We start from the raw sequence: 16887 nt of genomic DNA, 5'->3' as shown, positions 1-16887 counted from the left end.
CCTCCTGCCCCCTGACGGAGGCGGGGACGATGGGGTGCGGGCGGCGCCCGCCGGCTGTCAGACGCGGATGACGTTCGGGCCGAGGAGCGAGTAACGCTGGGCCTCCGCGGACGGCAGGCCGGTGTCGGTGATGACGGCCTCGAAGTCGCCGACGCCCGCGAAGCGGCAGAAACTGACCGCCCCGAACTTCGTGTGGACCCCGGCGAAGACGCGACGGCGGGCACTGCGCATGGCCTGCGCCTTGACCTCGCCGACGGCCGGGTCGGGAGTGGTCAGCCCGTACTGGCGGGAGATGCCGTTCGCACCGACGTAGGCGAGGTCGATGACGAAGTCGGCGAGCATGCGTGTGGCCCAGTGGTCGACGGTCGCCATGGTGCCGCCCCGGACGCGTCCGCCGAGGAGGAGTACGGCGGTCTTCTCGGTGTCCGCGAGGATCGTCGCGACGGCGAGTGAAGCGGTCACGACGGTCAACTGCCGGTCCTTCGGCAGGGCTTCGGCTATCAGCTGCGGCGTGAAGCCCTCGTCGACGAAGACCGTCTCGGCGTCGCCGAGCAGCTCGGCGGCGGCCGTCGCGATCCGGGACTTCTGCGGTACGTGGTGTGTGGTGCGCATGGCCAGGGTGGTCTCGAAGCCGGCGCTCTCCACCGGGTAGGCGCCTCCGTGCGTGCGCCGCACGAGGCCGTGTTCCTCCAGGGTGTGCAGGTCACGCCTGATGGTCTCCCTGGCCACCTGGAACCGCTCGGCGAGGAGGTTCACCTCGACCGCGCCCTCCTCTCGGGCCGTCTCGAGAATTGCTCGTCGGCGTTCCTCGGTGCCCACGCCACCATCCTTGCGCTAGGTACGGAATCTGGTTGGCCCCGGCGTCCGTTCGGGCCCACGCATTGTTTGTACAAGCAGGAACGGCTGTTCGACCAGCTTCTTCGCGAAGCGGGCTGTGCCCGTTCGTGCCCGTTCCGCTCGGCCGACAGGCCCTGGTGGCCCGGGATTCGGCTGTCGCCCCGCGGCCGGGGGTCGTCCGCTTCGGCGGGAACGGCGCCCGTTTCGCGCCCGACACCGGTCATGGAGGACGGGCGGCTGATAGCACACCCATCACAAGATCACGGGTAAAACGACGCGAAAATGTCTCATTACATGCTTCGATGCGTGATTCCGGCCAATCATGCGTGTTTCGTGGGCCTTCGGACAACCGCGGTGGCAGATGCCGTCTCTCACCGGCAAAGCGATTCCATCGGCCCCACGGGGCACCCGGACATCGGAGAACGATGAGCATCAGAACCCCCCGCAACCGCCTGTGGCGTCCGGTGGTCGCCGCCGCCGCCGCGATCACGGTGACCGCCGGCGTCGTCGCCGCCGCACCGGACGGCAAGAAGGCCGGGCCGGTCCCGCAGCTCGGCCTGGTCGCCGCATCGACGTCGGTGACGCTCGACTCCTGGAAGGAGGAGCCGGGCGTCTACCTGGACCTCGGCACGTACCTCACCGCGGCGGGCGGCCCGTTCGAACTGCGGGTCACCCGGAAGGGCTACAACGATCCGGTCGTCGCCGCACAGGTCGTCCACGAGGGGAGGAAGACCCGGACGAAGGTGCTGCCCAAGGGTGTGGTGAAGGACTTCACCGGGCTCACGGACTTCATCCGGATCACGGTCCGGGACGCCTCCGGCAAGACCGTCGTGACCCGCACGGAGTCGTTCTGCCCGAACAACGCGTCGGGCCGCATCCGTCCGGACGCACCCGCGCGGTCGAAGTACCCCGAGAGCTGTCCCACGAACCCGTTCACGCTCGGTTCGGTGTGGGGCGTCGAGAACGGCTGGGCCGCCAACACCTACGCCGGCTACTACGGGAAGCCCGTCCTGATCCCGGCCGGCAAGTACACCGCCGAAGTGGCCGTGACCAAGCGCTACCGCGATCTGTTCAAAATCGCCGACAAGCCGCAGAAGATCCGCCTGACCGTGCGTGAGCGCAGTTTCGAGGAGGAGAACCCGACCGCCCCCGCCGCCGGAGCCCACGCCGCGCACGGTTCCGGGCACATGGACCACACCGGCCACTCCGGCATGGCGCCGGCACGCACACCCGCGCCGGTGGCCCCGACGACCGGCGCCGGGCCCTCGTACAACGTGGGCCACGGCCCCTTCCCGCCCGCCCCCGCCGCCGTGCCCTGGGCCGTGAAGCGCCAGGGCCTCCGGGCCACCACCGGCGATGGGCCCGGCCGCACGGACGGCTCCCGCCGGGCACCCGCGGCGCAGCCGGAGGCCGCACGTCCGACCGGCAGGGCAACGGTTCCGGACGTGCCCAAGCCCGACCTGCGCTCCCTGCCGGCCTACGGCATCACCATCGGCGGGGGCGACCCCGCCACCCCGGGCCGGGACTACCTGGCGTTCAGCGCGAACGTCTGGAACGCCGGCCCCGCCCAGCTCGTGGTCGACGGCTTCCGCAAGCCCGGAAAGGAGCTGATGGACGCCTATCAGTACTTCTACGACGCCAAGGGCAAGCAAGTGGGGTACGCGCCGACCGGCACCATGGAGTGGGACCCCCGGCCGGGGCACATGCACTGGCACTTCACCGACTTCGCGAGCTACCGGCTCCTGAAGGCGGACAAGAAGGAGACCGTGCGCAGCGGGAAGGAGGCCTTCTGCCTGGCCAACACGGACGCCGTCGACTACACGGTGAAGAACGCCAACTGGCACCCGGGCAACACCGATCTCTCCACCGCCTGTGGCCAGGAGAACTCCATCTCCGTCCGGGAGGTGCTCGACATCGGGTCCGGTGACACCTACACCCAGGACCTGCCTGGCCAGTCCTTCGACATCACCGGCCTGGCGAACGGCACGTACTACATCCAGGTACTGGCCAATCCGGAGAAGCGCCTCAAGGAGACGAACCTGACCAACAACAGCGCCCTGCGCAAGGTGGTCCTGGGCGGCAGGCCCGGGGCGCGCACGGTGACCGTGCCCGCGCACGGCCTGGTCGGAGGCAACTGACAGCCCGCTGCGGCAGGCCCTGGGGAAGCTCCCCCCGGGCCTGCCCTCCCGCCTCAATGAGTGCCGCTGGCAGCGGAGTTGCTGTGGCAGACTTCGCAGGTGGAGCGGTTCACCCATCTGCAACGGAGCGCGTCATGACGACCGGGATACCTCAGCCCCCCATCGACACCAGCAGGCCCCACTCGGCGCGCGTCTACGACTCGCTGCTGGGCGGCAAGGACAACTACCCGGTGGACCAGGCGGTGGCCGAGCAGCTGCCGCCCGAGGCGAAGGCCGGCGCGTTCCAGAACCGTGCCTTCATGAACCGCGCGACGGCGTGGCTGGCCGGTGAAGGCGTCGGTCAGTTCCTCGACATCGGCACGGGCATCCCGACGGCGCCGAACCTGCACCAGATCGCCCAGGAGATCAGGCCCGACGCGCGGGTCGTCTACTGCGACAACGACCCGATCGTGCTGCGGCACGCGGAGGCCCTCCTCGTCAGCCGCCCCGAGGGAGCGACGGACTACGTCCACGCCGACGTGCTCGAACCCGCGACGATCATCGACGCGGCCCGGAAGGTCCTGGACTTCGACCGGCCCATCGCCCTCTCCCTGCTGGGGCTCCTCCACTTCCTGCCCGACGACCTGGATCCCGTGGGGATCGTGCGCACCCTGACGGCCTCCCTGAGCCCGGGCAGTTACGTGGTCCTGTCCCAGGGCGCGTCGGACGTGAACCCCGAGCGGGGCGAGCAGGGGAGGGCGGAGTACGGCAAGGGCGGTATCCGGCTCGCCCTGCGCACCCGCGCGGAGTTCGAGCGGTTCTTCGAGGGCATGGACATCGTCGAACCGGGGCTGGTGACGGCCCCCGAGTGGTTCCGCGGCACGCCGGCCCCGCGTCCCGAGATGAGCGGCGTGTACGTCGCGGTGGCCCGCATCCCGTAACCGTCCGGAAGGGGACGTCCTCATGACCGAAGACCGGCGGCAGCCCGCGGCCGACGTGTTCGACGCCATCGGTGCCGACTACGAGACGGCTTTCGCCGGCTCGCGGGCCCATCACGCCTCTCTGGAGACGCTACTGGGTCAACTGGCCCCGCACAGCCGGATCCTGGACGTCGGCAGCGGCACGGGCCGACCGACCGACCGGACACTGGCGGCCGCCGGGCACGAGGTACTGGGTGTCGACGTGTCCGCGGTCATGGTCGACCTGGCGGCCCGCCGGGTCCCGGACGCCACGTTCCGCAACGCCGACATCCGCGAATTCCCGCTGCCCGAGGCCGGCTTCGACGCCGTGTGTGTCTACTTCTCGCTCCTGCAGATGTCGCGGGACGAGCAGCGTTCCCTGGTCCGGCGGCTCGCCGGGGCGCTCCGGCCGGGCGGCCGTCTGGTACTGGCCACGATCCCGCTGGACGTCGAGGGCGTGGACGCCGTCTTCATGGGCCAGGAGGTACGCGTGACCAGTTTCGGCCCCGGGGAATGCAGGGCGCTCGTGACCGGCGCCGGCCTCAGCGTCACGCAGGAGCACGACGCGGTGTTCACCCCCGCCCATCCCGGAGCCGTGCCCGAGCCGCACCTCTATCTCCACTGCCTCCGGGAGCCGCTGTGACGACGTGCACCGGGGCCCCGCACGATCCGGCCGAGGGCCCTACGGCTGCAGGAGCTGCTCGGTCCAGATGACCTTGCCCCCGTCGTCCGTGTAGCGGGTGCCCCAGCGCTCCGCCAGCTGAGCGACGAGGAAGAGCCCCCGGCCCCCTTCGTCCGTGCTGGCCGCCTGGCGCAGGTGGGGGGAGGTGCTGCTGCGGTCGGACACCTCGCAGATCAGCGTCCGGTCTCGGAGCAGCCGTACGCCGATGGGGCCGGTGGCGTAGCGGATCGAGTTGGTGACCAGTTCACTGAGGATCAGCTCGGTCGTGAAGGCCTCCTCGGCCAGCTCCCACTCGGTGAGCTTGCGGGACACGTCGGCGCGTACCCGGGCGACTGCCGAGGGATCGGACGGCACCTCCCACTCCGCCACGTTCTCGGGGGCCATCCGGCGGGTACTGCCGACGAGCAGCGCGACGTCGTCGCGGGCGCGGGCGGGCACCAGGGTGCGCAGGACGACCTCGCAGGTCTCCTCCGGAGTCCGCTCGGGATGCCCGGCCAGCGTGGAGCGCAGGAGCTCCAGTCCTTCGTCGATGTCACGGTGCCGGTCCTCGACGAGTCCGTCCGTGTAGAGCACCAGCCGGCTGTTCTCGGCGAGCTGCACGTCGAGGGTCTCGAAGGGCATGCCGCCCAGCCCCAGCGGGGGCCCACCGGGCACGTCGGCGAACCGCGCGTCGCCCTCGGGGCTGACGACCACGGGCTGGAGGTGGCCGGCCCGCGCCATGCTGCAGCGTCCGGACACCGGGTCGTAGATCGCGTAGAGGCAGGTGGCACCGGTGACGCCGCCGCCCGCGGAGCCGTCGGCCGACTCGTCCTGGTCGATCCGGGCGACCAGTTCGTCCAGGTGCCACAGCAGCTCGTCCGGCGGCAGGTCCAGGGTGGAGAAGTTGTGGACCGCCGTGCGCAGGCGCCCCATCGTGGCTGCCGCGTGGAGGCCGTGCCCCACGACGTCGCCGACCACGAGCGCGACCCGGGCGCCGGGCAGCGGGATGATGTCGAACCAGTCGCCGCCGACACCGCCGAGCCCGCCCAGGCCGGCCTGCGCGGGCAGGTACCGGTAGGCCGCGTCGATGGCGGTCTGGTCGGGGAGTCCGCGCGGCAGCAGGCTGCGCTGCAGAGTGACCGCGACGTTGTGCTCGCGCGAGTAGCGGCGTGCGTTGTCGATGCTCACCGCCGCGCGGGCCACCAGTTCCTCGGCGACCGACAGGTCCTCGTCCTCGAACGGTTCGGGCCGCTCGGCCCGCCAGAACATCGCCACTCCCAGGATCACGCCCCTGGCCCGCATGGGGACGGCGATCAGCGAGTGGAGGCCGCATTCGACGATCCGGGCGCCGCGCTCCGGGTCGTGCTGCTGCCAGCCGGAGTGCTGTGCCAGGTCGGGTACGAGGACCGCCTCGCCCCTGAGGAGACCCGCCCCGAGGTCCGTGTTCGGCAGGAAGCGGACCACCGAGCCCAGCGGGTGGAGTCCGGTGTCGTCGCGGGGTCCGCTGAAGGCGGACCGCCGCAGTCCGCGGGAGGTCGCGCCGGCCGCCGTCGGCTCCTCGCCGCGCAGGACGGCCTCGGCGAGGTCGACGGTGGCGTAGTCGGCGAATCTGGCGGTGGCGAAGTCGGCCAGTTCCTCGCAGGTCCGGATGACGTCCAGCGCGGTGCCGATCTCCGTGCCCGCGTCGTAGAGCAGTTTGAGCCGTCCGCGGGCCATGGCGGCCTTGCCGGACAGGGCCTGCAGTTCCGTGGTGTCGCGGAGGGTCGTCACGCTGCCCGGCGGACCTCCGTCCCTGTCGGTGGTGCGCTGGCTGACGGCGAGGAGCCTGTCGCCGACGGAGTACACCTCGTCGGTCGCGGTGCGTCCCGAGGCCAGCAGACCCGTGGTGACCTGGTCGAGACCGAGGTCCGTGACGGGCTTGCCGTCCGCGTCCGGGGGCAGGGCCAGAAGCCTTCGTGCCTCGTCGTTCGCCAGCAGCAGCCGCCCGTCGCCGCTGACGATGACCACGCCCTCCCGCACGGAATGCAGAACGGCGTCGTGGTGCTCGTACATCCGGGTCATCTCGGTCGGGCCGAGGCCGTGGGTCTGGCGTCGCAGCCGCCGGGTGACGAGCGCCGTACCCCCCATGGTGAGGAGCAGGATCCCGGCGGCCGAGCCGAACAGGAGGGGGAACTGGTTGTCGGCCACCCCGCTGACGCTCTTGATGGTGATCCCGGCGGACACCAGACCGATCACCTTGCCGTCGGCTCCGAACACGGGGACGACGGCCTGGACCAGCGGCCCGATGGTCCCGGTGATCCTCTCGGTGACGACACGGCCGTCCAGTGCCGGCCCGACCTCGCCGACGAACTTCTTGCCGATGCGGTCGGGCAGGGGGTGCGTGAAGCGGATGGCGTCCCGGTTGAGTACGACGATGAAGTCGACCCCGGAGCCCTTGCGCGCGGCTTCCGCCTTCGGCTGGAGCACCGCGGTGGGATCGGGGCTGTTCAGGGCGGCTTCCATGCCCGGGGAGTTCGCGAAGGTCTCGGCTACGGCGACCGAGCGGTTGCGGGCCTCGCGCTCGCTGTCCGCGCGGGACTGCAGCACGAGTGCGGCCACGGCGGCTGCGACGAGCAACACCACGATCGCCACTTGGAGGAGAAAGACCTGACCGGCGAGGCTTCTCATGCCGAGAAACGAACGCGGGCGGCCGTCGCGTCCGGCCATGCCCCCCTTTCTACACCCTGGCCATACGCCGGGCGAGCCGTGCGCGGCGGGCCGGGCGGCCACGGCGGCCGGAGACGGTCACGGGGCGGGAGCCGGCTCCGGCCCCGCCGAGCCGTCCTCCCGGGCCATCCGGTGCGGCCACCACACGCGCGGGCCGATGTCCAGGAAGAGGGCGGTGACCAGGACCGACCGCACGACGAAGGTGTCCAGGAGCACGCCCAGGGCCACCGTGAAGCCGATCTCCGCGAAGGCGACCACGGGAAGGGTGCCGAGTGCCGCGAAGGTGCCCGCCAGGACGAGTCCGGCGGAGGTGATGACCGCCCCGGTGGCGGCGAGCCCTGTCACCACCCCCGCCCGGGTGCCCTGGTGCAGGGCCTCCTCGCGGATCCGCGTGGTCAGGAAGATGTTGTAGTCGATGCCGAGTGCCACCAGGAACACGAACACGAAGAGGGGGAAGTCCGTCGTCTCCCCCGCGTAGCCGAAGACGTGGCGGAAGGCGAGCGCGCTGATGCCGAGCGCGGCGGCGAAGGACAGGACCACCGTCGCGACCAGGAGCAGGGGCGCCAGCAGGGCGCGCAGCACCAGTGCCAGGATGATCAGTACGACCAGCAGCACCAGCGGGATGATCAGCAGATTGTCGTGGCGGGTGGCGGCGTCCATGTCGAGCGCGGCCGCCGTGTCACCGCCCACCAGCGCGTCCGCGCCCGGAATCCCGTGGACGGCCCCCCTGACCCGCTCGACGGTCCGCTCGGCCCGGTCGCTGTCCGCGGCGTCGGTGAGGGTGGCCTCGAAGATGGCACGGCCGTCCTGCACCGGGCGGGCGCCGGGCGGCACGACGAGGGATCCCGGTACGACGCCCCGGGTCCCCTGGACGGCTGCCCGCACCTCGGTACTCCGGCCGGCCGCCGCGATCACGACGAGCGGACTGCCGCTCCCGGCCGGGAAGTACCGGTTCTGGACCTCCTGTCCGGAGACGGAGTCCGGCTTGTCGGGGAAGGAGTCGGCATTGCTGAGACCCGCCGCGCGCAACTGGAGGAGTCCGAGGGACAGCACCGCCAGCGCCAGGGCCGTGGCCACCCAGTACCTTCGCGGGTGCGCGGCGAGCCGCCGCCCGGTCCGCGCCCAGAATCCGCGCTCGGTGGGCTCGGGTGTGCCGTGGTGCGGGACGGCCGGCCAGAAGACCCACCGCCCGAAGATCACCAGCAGAGCAGGCAGCAGCGTGAGCATGGCGATGAGGGCGACGGCCACGCCGATCGCGGCCACCGGCCCGAGGCCGCGGGTCGAGTTCATCTCGGCGGCCAGCAGGACGAGCATGCTCAGCACCACGGTGCCGCTGCTCGCCAGCACGGCGGGCCCCGCGCGGTGCAGCGCACGGGCCATGGCCTCGTGGCGGTCCTCGTGGCGCCGCAGCTCCTCGCGGTAACGGGCGACGAGGAGCAGGGCGTAGTCGGTGCCCGCGCCGAAGACCAGGACGGTCAGGATGCCGGCGCTCTGCCCGTTGACCGTGAGGCCCGCGTGAGCCGCGAGGAGGTAGATCAGGGCCTGCGCGGTGAGGAGGGCCGCGACCACCGAGACCACGGGCAGCACCAGCAGCGTCGGGCTCCGGTAGGTGATCAGCAGCATGACGATGACGACGCCGAGCGCGGCGAGCAGCAGGGTCGAGTCGATGCCGGAGAACGCGTCGGCCGAGTCGGCGGCGACTCCGCCGGGCCCGGAGATGTGAACGGCGAGCCCTCCTCCGCCGCTCCCCACGACATCCCGTACGGAGTCGACGGCGGGACCGATCCGCTCCCATCCCTTCTCGTCCATCGTGATCGGTACGAAGATCTGGGCCGCGGCGGGCTCGGTCTTCCGGTCGTAGAGGGGCCCGCGGACCTCCTGGCCGCGCACACCGTGGGCCCGCAGGGCCGTGAGCTGCCGCTCGTCCTCGGCGATCCGGGCCCGGTCGGCGCCGGTCAGGCCGCCGTCACGCGCGTACACGACGACAGCCGTGATGACCTCGGGCCTGAACTCCTTGGACTCCTCCCAGACCCGGGTGGACTCGGCGCTGCTCGGCAGCCAGGACGCGGCGTCGTTGTCCTGGGCTCCCGTGAGTTTCCCGGCGAGCGGAGCGGCCAGGACGAGGATGATGATCCAGAACAGGACGACGAGCCATTTGGTGCGGCGTCCGCACAACAGCCGGGCCACTCCCTGCATGCCGCTCCCGCCCCTTCGTCTTCCTGTGCCGTGGCGGCGAGAGTAGAAGGGGCCCGGGCGGCCGGGACGGCGACATGCCGTGGACGGCGCCCGCGGGCCACGGTCGGACCATCGGCGTCCGCTACGGACGGGCCGGGCGCCCGAAGCGCACCGGGACGCCGGGCGAGTACAGCACGCTCTGCGGCTGCCCGGCCGGTGCGGGAAGTCCTGCGGCCGCCACGAGGTCCTCGTCGCACGCGACGAGGTGCGCACGGTGCAGAGGCCAGCGGGGATGGGCGTTCGGGAGGTACATCGTGCGTCCGTGGAAGGTGCTGTGCATGCCCCAGCGTGCCGTCACGAAGTGTTCGAGTGCGCTGGGGGTGCGGATGCGATCGCCGGTGCGCAGGACGATCCGGCTGTGGGCGCCCCGGGGGCCGGGGGCCAGCCGCCTGCTGGTGTAGGTGAGTGTGTCGCCCTCGCGCCGGATCGCCATGCGGGACCAGACGTACGGGAGCCGGAACGTGGCACGGGCGACGGCCACGGGGATCAGGCGCGAGGCGTCGAGCGAGCGGAAGACCACCCCGCGCCGGCCATGCGCGTCCCGCGAGTAGAGCCGGACGTTGGTCTCGGGGAAGGTGCCGAGGTAGGGGATGCCGGGCAGACGCAGCCATCCGACGCGGTACATGCGGAAGGCGACCAGTCCGACGTAGGTGACGCCGTCCAGGGTGTCCGGTTCGGTCCCCGCGGGGAGCAGCGGCGCCACGTCGGCCGGGTCGGCGGCCCAGTGCAGGAACGCGAGGTCCAGCCAGGACTGCGTCATCAGCGGTCTCATGGCCGGGTCCGGCGGATCGGGGGTGACGGCCTGCGGGGTACGGGAGGTGGGCGGCACCCACCCAGAATGGCAGAGCCGTCGCGGTGTGCGCGGCGGCGGCAGCGACGACCCGGACGGCGCGCCCGGCGAACGCCTCACTGCAGCGCGCGCACGGCGGCGCCGAAGAGCGGGGGCAGGCGCTGGGCGGCGGGCACGATCATCCGGGCGGTGACCGGGCGGCGCGCCAGACCCACCAGCGCCCGGGTGAGCAGGCGATGACGGCGGGTCAGCCGGGCCCACTGTGCGGGGTACGCGTCGGGCCGGCCCGCGACGAGGCAGTCCACCGCCGCCGAGGCGGTCGCCGCCGCGAGGGCGACGCCCTCACCGGTGAGGGCGTCGACGTACCCGGCCGCGTCACCGACGAGCAGGACCCGGCCCGCTCCCGGCGTGCTGACGGTCCGGCGCAGAGGGCCCGCGCCGCGCACGGCGCCGTCCTCCAGTCCGCGCAGCGCACGGGCCAGTGCGGGGAACGCGTCGAGGTGATCCTCGTGGGAGCGGCGTCGACCGCTGAGCACGGCGACCCCGACCAGTCCGTCTCCGACGGGGGTCACGTACGCCTCGCCGTGCGGGGACCAGTGCACCTCGACGAAGTCGGTCCAGGGCGCGACCCGGTAGTGGCGGCGCAGTCCGTACCGGCGTGGTGGGGCGGGGGCGCGTTCGAGTCCGAGTGCGCGGCGCGTGGGCGAGTGGAGTCCGTCGGCGGCGATCAGCCAGCGGGCCGTCAGGCCGGCCGCCGTGACGCGGTCCTCCCCCTGTCGCACCCCGTCCACCCGGCCGGCGACGAAACGCACCCCGAGCTCCGCCGCGCGGCGGTGCAGCGCGAGGTGCAGTGCGGTCCGCCGCACGCCGAGCCCGGAGCTCCCGCGGAAGCGCGCCTCGGCGCGCCGGGCGCCCTGGACGTACCGGATCCCCCGGAGTTCCCGGCCGGCAGGGGTGACTCCCAGCGCCTTCAGGGCCGCCACCCCGCTGGGCATGATGCCCTCGCCGCAGGCCTTGTCCACGGGTACGGCGCGGGGCTCCACCACCACGGCCTCCAGGCCGGCCGCCGCCGCCCGGATGGCGGCCGCGAGACCGGCCGGTCCGCCGCCCGCGACCAGGATGTCGATCACGCGCGCACCCCGGCTTCCGCGAGGCGCGCGAGGGCGTCGTCCTCGCACCGGATGCGTACGGCCATGAGGGCCGCGTTGAGCACGGTGAACAGGACGGCGGTCACCCAGGCGCCGTGCACCAGTGGCAGGGCGGCCCCTTCGGCCGCGACCGCCACGTAGTTGGGGTGGCGGAGCAGCCGGTAGGGCCCGTCCGTCACCAGCGGGAGACCGGGGACGACGATGACCCGGGTGTTCCAGCGCCGGCCCAGCGTGCGGATGCACCACCAGCGCAGCCCCTGCGCGGCGGCCACCACCGCCACCATGGTCCAGCCGAGCCACGGGACGAAGGCGCGGTCCGCCCGCCAGGTCTCTGCGAGGCAGGCGGCGAGCAGCCCGGTGTGGAGGGCGACCATCGCCGGGTAGTGGCCGCGACCGGCTTCCGTGCCGCCCCGCGCGAGGCTCCAGCGCGCGTTGCGCAGGGCGAGCCCCAGCTCGGCGAGGCGTTCGGCCGCGACGGCCGCCACCAGGGCCGTGTACCAGATCATGTGTCCCTCCGGACTACCAGCGCAGCAGCACCAGTTCGCAGCAGAAGCCGGGGCCCATGGCCAGCAGCAGCCCGGGCGAACCGGGCTCGGGCCTGCGCTGTTCCATGGTGTCGCGCAGGACGTGCAGGACCGATGACGACGAGAGGTTGCCGGTCTCGGCCAGCGCACGACGGGTGACGTCCAGGGCCCCCTCGGGCAGGGACAGCGCCTCGGTGACCGCCTCCAGGACCTTGGGGCCTCCGGGGTGGCAGACCCAGCGGGCGATGTCCTTCGGTTTCAGCCCGTGCTGCTCCAGGAAGGCGCCGACGTCCTCGGCGAGATAGCGGCGTACGACGTCGGGGACGGCGGGGTCCAGCACGACGGTGAAGCCGGACTCGCGGATGTCCCACCCCATGATGTGGCCGGTGTCCGGGTAGAGGCGGCTGCGGGTGTCCAGCACCTCGGGTCCGTCCGCGGGAGCCGCGTGGTCGCCGCCGACGAGGACCGCGGCCGCCGCACCGTCCCCGAACAGTCCTGTGGCGACCAGGTTGGCGGGCGACGGGTCGTCCCGCTGGAAGGTGAGGGAGCAGAGCTCGACCGAGAGGAGCACGGCCACCTGCCCCGGCCGGCCGAGCAGGTAGTCGTGCAGCCGGGCGACCCCTGCGGCCCCTGCGACACAGCCGAGCCCGAAGACGGGGAGCCGCTTCACGTCGGGCCGCAGGCCGAGGCGCCCGACGAGCCGTGCGTCGACGGAGGGGGCCGCGATCCCGGTGACGGAGGTGAACATGAGGAGGTCCACGTCGGCGGGACGCAGCCCCGCCTTGCGCAGCGCACCCCGGATCGCCTCTGCTCCCAGCTCGACGGCGGCGCCGATGAACACGTCGTTCGCCGCCCCGAAACCGTCCAGGCCGGCGTAGCGCTCCAGGGGCAGCACGGTGTTCCTGGTGCGCACTCCCGCGTTCGCGTGGATGCGGTCGAGCAGGCGCCTGTCCGCCCCCGGGGGCAGACAGGTACGCGCCGTCATGTCGGTGACCTCCCGCTGGGTGTGGCGGTACGGCGGCAGGACCCCGTGAACGGCCACGATCCGGGTCATGCCGGCCCCCGCTTCGGAAAGGTCATGACCACATCCTGACGGCATACCGGGGTAAAACAACGCACATTGCGGTTCGTGGCAGCCGTGTTCGTAGCACCCCGGACTGTCTAGGATCACCGGGTGGACACCACGGACGGGGCAGCGGCGTCCGCCACCGTCGTGCGTCCGCCGGGCGCAGCGCGGGGGCTTCTGCTGTCCTGCCATCCGGGGCCCTCCTGCGCGGTGACCGCGCTGATCGCCGTACTGGCCGTCAGTTCCGGTCTGAGCGGCAGCCGTTGCCTGCTGGTCGCCTCGGCGGTGCTGGCCGGGCAGCTCTCCGTGGGCTGGTGCAACGACGCGTTCGACGCCCGGCGCGACGCCGACGCCCGCCGCCCTGGAAAGCCCGTCGCCCAGGGGGCGGTGAGCCGGAGGGCGGTGTGGGGAGCGGCGTCCGCCGCCCTCCTCCTGTGCGTGGCGCTGTCGCTCGCATGCGGTGTGGCGGCGGGTGCGGCGCATCTGACCGGGGTGGCGGCGGCCTGGGCGTACAACCTGAGACTGAAGGCGACGGCGCTGTCCTGGCTTCCCTACGCGATCGGCTTCGCCGCCCTTCCCTGCCTGGTCACCCTGAGCATGCCCGGCGGCGCCCCGCCCGCCTGGTGGGTGGTGTCGGCGGGCGCTCTGCTGGGGGTTGCGGCCCACCTGGGCGACGTGCTGCCCGACATCGAGGACGATCTGAGGGCGGGCGTCCGCGGCCTTCCCCAGCGCTGGGGGCCGGTCCGCAGCAGGCTGCTGCTGCCCGTGCCCCTCGTCGCGGCCACCGCGGTGCTGGTGTTCGGCCCTCCTGGCGGCCCTGGAGGGCCGAGCGTCGTCGCACTCGCGGCCGTCGCGCTCTGCGGGACGGTGGCGACGGCCGCGGGAGCCGCTCCGCGCCGCGACGGGACCCGGCGCAAGGCCGCGCTGGCCGGGACGGTCGTCGTGGCCTCGGCGGATGTCGCGCTGCTCCTGGCCCGCGGTTCGGGAATCGCGTGACGGGTCCACGGACGCCGCGCCGCCCGGAGATGCGGCGGTGATGCGCTCACATTTCTTACTGGGGGGTAGGCCCGCCGGGAGTCCTTGCTATACCTTGCGTCTAACAAGCGGGACGGAAGGCGGCCGGGCGAGGCCCGCGCCCAGCCCCTCGCCCGACCCTGCCGCCATGCCTCCACCCGGGTACGGCACATGACGGCCCGTCCCCCGACCACGCTGTGACAGCGCCAAGGAACATCGCTGACGAACCGAGGAGCCGCACCATGGCAAGCAGCACCGTCCGGCCGGACGCGCAGGACCGGCCCCCCGAGAACGACCTCACCCGCCGTCTGCTCGAATCCGCGGCGACGCTCGCCTACGACCCCGCCACCGAGGTCGACTGGGACACCCCGCTGGACAAGGCGTACCACGGCGCGAGCCCGGAGTGGAGCACCCTGTACGGCACCGCCTACTGGGCGGAGCTGACCCAGGCGCAGCGCACGGAACTCACGCGTCAGGAAGCCGCGTCGGTCGCGAGCACCGGCATCTGGTTCGAGATGATCCTGCAGCAGATGATCCTGCGTGACGTCTACGCGAAGGACCCGACGAGCACGGACGTCCAGTGGGCGCTGACCGAGATAGCCGAGGAGTGCCGGCACTCGATCATGTTCGCCCGCGGCGCGCAGAAGCTCGGCGCCCCCGCCTACCGTCCGCGCCGTGTCGCGGTGGAGCTGGGACGGGCCTTCAAGACACTCGCGTTCGGCGAGGCGGCGTACGCGGCGATCCTCGTCGCCGAGGAGGTCCTCGACGTCATGCAGCGCGACTGGATGCGGGACGAGAGGGTCGTGCCCTTCGTCCGCACGATCAACAACATCCATGTCGTCGAGGAGTCCCGCCACATGAAGTTCGCCCGCGCGGAGACCCGCAAGCACCTGAGCGGCGCGGGGCCCGTGCGACGCCGTATCAATGCGCTGGTCATCGCCATCGCCTCGTACGTCATCGTCACGAGCATGGTCAACAAGGACGTCTACGCCAACGCGGGACTCGACCCGGAGCGCGCCCTCGGCGAGGCGAAGACCAACGAACACCACAAGTCGATGATGCGGTCGAGCTGTTCGGGACTGATGGACTTCCTGGCGTCCGCCCGCCTGCTCACCAAGCCCGCCCTGGTGTTCTACAAGCGTGCCCACCTGATCTGAGCGGACGACATGACCTACGCCATCACCCAGACGTGCTGCAGCGACGCCACCTGTGTCTCGGTGTGCCCCGTGAACTGCATCCATCCGACGCCGGACGAAGCCGACTTCGGCCGGACGGAGATGCTGTACATCGACCCGAAGTCCTGTATCGACTGCGGCGCCTGCGCCGACGCCTGCCCGGTGGACGCGGTCTTCCCGACGGATGCCCTGCCCGCCGCGCAGCGGGAGTACGGCCCCCTCAACGCGGCCTACTTCGCGGGCCGTGAGCCGGCGGCGGCGCCCGGAGGGCCGAACTTCCACGTGTGGGGCGGGCCGTCCTTCGAGCGCAGTCTGCCGTCGGACTTCGGCCCGCTCCGGGTCGCGGTGGTCGGCACGGGACCGGCGGGGATGTACGCCGCCGAGGACCTGCTGCTGCACACGGGTGCCGAAGTGACGCTGATCGACCGGCTGCCCGTCGCGGGCGGCCTGATCCGCTACGGCGTGGCGCCCGACCACCGGCCGACCCGGAAGGCCGGCGACGCCTTCGCCCGCTTCCACACCCACCCCCGGGTACGCATGCACCTCGGCCTGGAGGTCGGCCGGGACATCACCCCCGCGGAACTGGCGTCCCACCACGACGCGGTGATCTACGCGGTCGGCGCGCCGGCAGGCCGCCGGCTGGGGATACCGGGCGAGGACCTGCCCGGCAGCGTCTGCGCCTCGACGTTCGTCTCCTGGTACAACGCCCACCCGGACGTCGCCGCGGACGCGATCGACCTGTCCGCGGAGCGGGTCGTCGTGGCCGGCAACGGAAACGTCGCCCTGGACGTGGCGAGGATCCTGGTCTCGGACCCCGCCGCCCTCGCCGCCGGTGACATCGCGGGCCACGCACTCCACGCCCTGCGAGCCGGCGCCGTGCGCGAGGTGGTGGTGCTCGGGCGGCGCGGTCCCGAGGACGCGGCGTACACGAGGTCGGAGCTGCTCGCGCTGAAGCATCTGCCGGGCGTGGACCTGGTCGTGGACGACCACGACCCGAGGGTGGGTGCCGCGATCGATGCGGCCCCTCCCGGGGAACGGGCCGCGCTGCTGACCGGTGTCGCGCGCGAGCGGGTGGACTGGTCGCTCCCGCCGTCCGCGGGGCGTCGCATCGTGTTCCGCTTCCACTCCTCGCCGCTGGAGGCACTGGGCGACGGCACCGTCACCGGTGTGCGGGTCACGGAGGCCAGGAGCGGCATGGGGGCCCGGGAGATCCCGGCCGGAATGCTGCTGAGTGCCGTCGGCCAGCGCGGGGTCGCGCTCGCAGGCCTGCCGTTCGACGAGGCGAGCGGCACCGTTCCGCATGTGGCGGGCAGGGTGACGGACCGACCGGGGACGTACGTCGTGGGATGGATCAAGCGCGGCCCTTCGGGTGGCATCGGCGCCAACAGGACGTGCGCCGCCGAGACGGTCGGCGCCCTGCTGGAGGACGCCGTCGGGGGCACACTGGCCCCACCGGAACACGGGGCGAAGGCCTTCCAGCGGCTTGCCCGGCGCCGTAACCGCGAGATCGTGGACGCCCGCGGCCTGGCGCGGATCGAGCGGACCGAACTGGCCCTGGGACGCCGGGACGGACGCCCCAGGCTGAAACTTGCGACGACTTCCGAACTCGTCGCGGCGGCGAAGGGCCGCCGGAGGGCGGCGAGCTGACCCCCTCC

13 protein-coding genes are annotated in these 16887 nt (G+C 72.6%); 6 read left to right on the top strand and 7 right to left on the bottom strand.

Features of this window, described 5'->3' with window-relative positions:
* Positions 1-57: 57 nt before the first annotated feature.
* Positions 58-819 (bottom strand): DeoR/GlpR family DNA-binding transcription regulator, encoded by a 762-nt coding sequence (locus OG206_RS29470; RefSeq protein ID WP_327121425.1) that lies wholly within the window; start codon positions 817-819, stop codon positions 58-60.
* A 443-nt stretch (positions 820-1262) separates the two neighbouring features.
* On the opposite strand from OG206_RS29470, the gene OG206_RS29465 reads away from it, so the two are divergent.
* From OG206_RS29465 to OG206_RS29455, 3 genes are all read left to right on the top strand, one after another.
* Positions 1263-2975: a lysyl oxidase family protein gene (locus tag OG206_RS29465; RefSeq protein WP_327121423.1), complete on the top strand. Its 1713-nt coding sequence runs from the start codon at positions 1263-1265 to the stop codon at positions 2973-2975.
* A gap of 134 nt (positions 2976-3109) precedes the next feature.
* Positions 3110-3895 (top strand): SAM-dependent methyltransferase, encoded by a 786-nt coding sequence (locus OG206_RS29460; RefSeq protein WP_327121421.1) that lies wholly within the window; start codon positions 3110-3112, stop codon positions 3893-3895.
* A gap of 22 nt (positions 3896-3917) precedes the next feature.
* Positions 3918-4556 carry a class I SAM-dependent methyltransferase gene (locus OG206_RS29455; protein ID WP_327121419.1) on the top strand — a complete coding sequence of 213 codons (639 nt, stop codon included), beginning with the start codon at positions 3918-3920 and terminating at the stop codon, positions 4554-4556.
* Between the two features lie 39 nt (positions 4557-4595).
* Here the strand turns inward: OG206_RS29455 and OG206_RS29450 are convergent, their stop codons facing one another.
* From OG206_RS29450 to OG206_RS29425, 6 genes are all read right to left on the bottom strand, one after another.
* Positions 4596-7280, bottom strand: coding sequence for a SpoIIE family protein phosphatase (locus OG206_RS29450; protein ID WP_327121417.1), 2685 nt, complete (start codon positions 7278-7280; stop codon positions 4596-4598).
* Positions 7281-7358: 78 nt separating this feature from the next.
* Positions 7359-9476, bottom strand: coding sequence for an MMPL family transporter (locus OG206_RS29445; RefSeq protein ID WP_327121415.1), 2118 nt, complete (start codon positions 9474-9476; stop codon positions 7359-7361).
* Positions 9477-9597: 121 nt separating this feature from the next.
* On the bottom strand, positions 9598-10287 hold the full coding sequence (locus OG206_RS29440) for a YqjF family protein (protein WP_327122438.1): 690 nt from the start codon (positions 10285-10287) through the stop codon (positions 9598-9600).
* 134 nt (positions 10288-10421) lie between these two features.
* Positions 10422-11435 (bottom strand): NAD(P)/FAD-dependent oxidoreductase, encoded by a 1014-nt coding sequence (locus OG206_RS29435; RefSeq protein WP_327121413.1) that lies wholly within the window; start codon positions 11433-11435, stop codon positions 10422-10424.
* Positions 11432-11959: an isoprenylcysteine carboxyl methyltransferase family protein gene (locus tag OG206_RS29430; RefSeq protein WP_327121411.1), complete on the bottom strand. Its 528-nt coding sequence runs from the start codon at positions 11957-11959 to the stop codon at positions 11432-11434. The genes OG206_RS29435 and OG206_RS29430 overlap by 4 nt, the downstream gene beginning before the upstream one ends.
* A 13-nt stretch (positions 11960-11972) precedes the next feature.
* On the bottom strand, positions 11973-13031 hold the full coding sequence (locus OG206_RS29425) for a type III polyketide synthase (protein WP_327121409.1): 1059 nt from the start codon (positions 13029-13031) through the stop codon (positions 11973-11975).
* 120 nt (positions 13032-13151) lie between these two features.
* Between OG206_RS29425 and OG206_RS29420 the strand changes: the two genes are divergently transcribed.
* From OG206_RS29420 to OG206_RS29410, 3 genes are all read left to right on the top strand, one after another.
* Positions 13152-14039: a UbiA family prenyltransferase gene (locus tag OG206_RS29420; protein ID WP_442805914.1), complete on the top strand. Its 888-nt coding sequence runs from the start codon at positions 13152-13154 to the stop codon at positions 14037-14039.
* A gap of 260 nt (positions 14040-14299) precedes the next feature.
* Entirely contained in the window at positions 14300-15214 is a 915-nt protein-coding gene (locus OG206_RS29415; protein WP_327121407.1) for an AurF N-oxygenase family protein, read from the top strand.
* 9 nt (positions 15215-15223) lie between these two features.
* Positions 15224-16879, top strand: coding sequence for an FAD-dependent oxidoreductase (locus tag OG206_RS29410; protein WP_327121405.1), 1656 nt, complete (start codon positions 15224-15226; stop codon positions 16877-16879).
* Positions 16880-16887: the final 8 nt, after the last annotated feature.

This window comes from Streptomyces sp. NBC_01341, assembly GCF_035946055.1.
Lineage (GTDB): Bacteria > Actinomycetota > Actinomycetes > Streptomycetales > Streptomycetaceae > Streptomyces.
The sequence above is the reverse complement of the archived record's forward strand: the minus strand, read 5'-3'. Positions and strand labels throughout refer to the sequence as shown.

Bases quoted from the DNA above. Each gene is read 5' to 3' on its own strand.
- OG206_RS29465 (WP_327121423.1), top strand. From the start codon at position 1,263: ATGAGCATCAGAACCCCCCGCAACCGCCTGTGGCGTCCGGTGGTCGCC.
- OG206_RS29425 (WP_327121409.1), bottom strand. From the start codon at position 13,031: ATGACCCGGATCGTGGCCGTTCACGGGGTCCTGCCGCCGTACCGCCAC.
- OG206_RS29460 (WP_327121421.1), top strand. From the start codon at position 3,110: ATGACGACCGGGATACCTCAGCCCCCCATCGACACCAGCAGGCCCCAC.
- OG206_RS29430 (WP_327121411.1), bottom strand. From the start codon at position 11,959: ATGATCTGGTACACGGCCCTGGTGGCGGCCGTCGCGGCCGAACGCCTC.
- OG206_RS29450 (WP_327121417.1), bottom strand. From the start codon at position 7,280: ATGGCCGGACGCGACGGCCGCCCGCGTTCGTTTCTCGGCATGAGAAGC.
- OG206_RS29445 (WP_327121415.1), bottom strand. From the start codon at position 9,476: ATGCAGGGAGTGGCCCGGCTGTTGTGCGGACGCCGCACCAAATGGCTC.
- OG206_RS29410 (WP_327121405.1), top strand. From the start codon at position 15,224: ATGACCTACGCCATCACCCAGACGTGCTGCAGCGACGCCACCTGTGTC.
- OG206_RS29415 (WP_327121407.1), top strand. From the start codon at position 14,300: ATGGCAAGCAGCACCGTCCGGCCGGACGCGCAGGACCGGCCCCCCGAG.
- OG206_RS29440 (WP_327122438.1), bottom strand. From the start codon at position 10,287: ATGAGACCGCTGATGACGCAGTCCTGGCTGGACCTCGCGTTCCTGCAC.
- OG206_RS29455 (WP_327121419.1), top strand. From the start codon at position 3,918: ATGACCGAAGACCGGCGGCAGCCCGCGGCCGACGTGTTCGACGCCATC.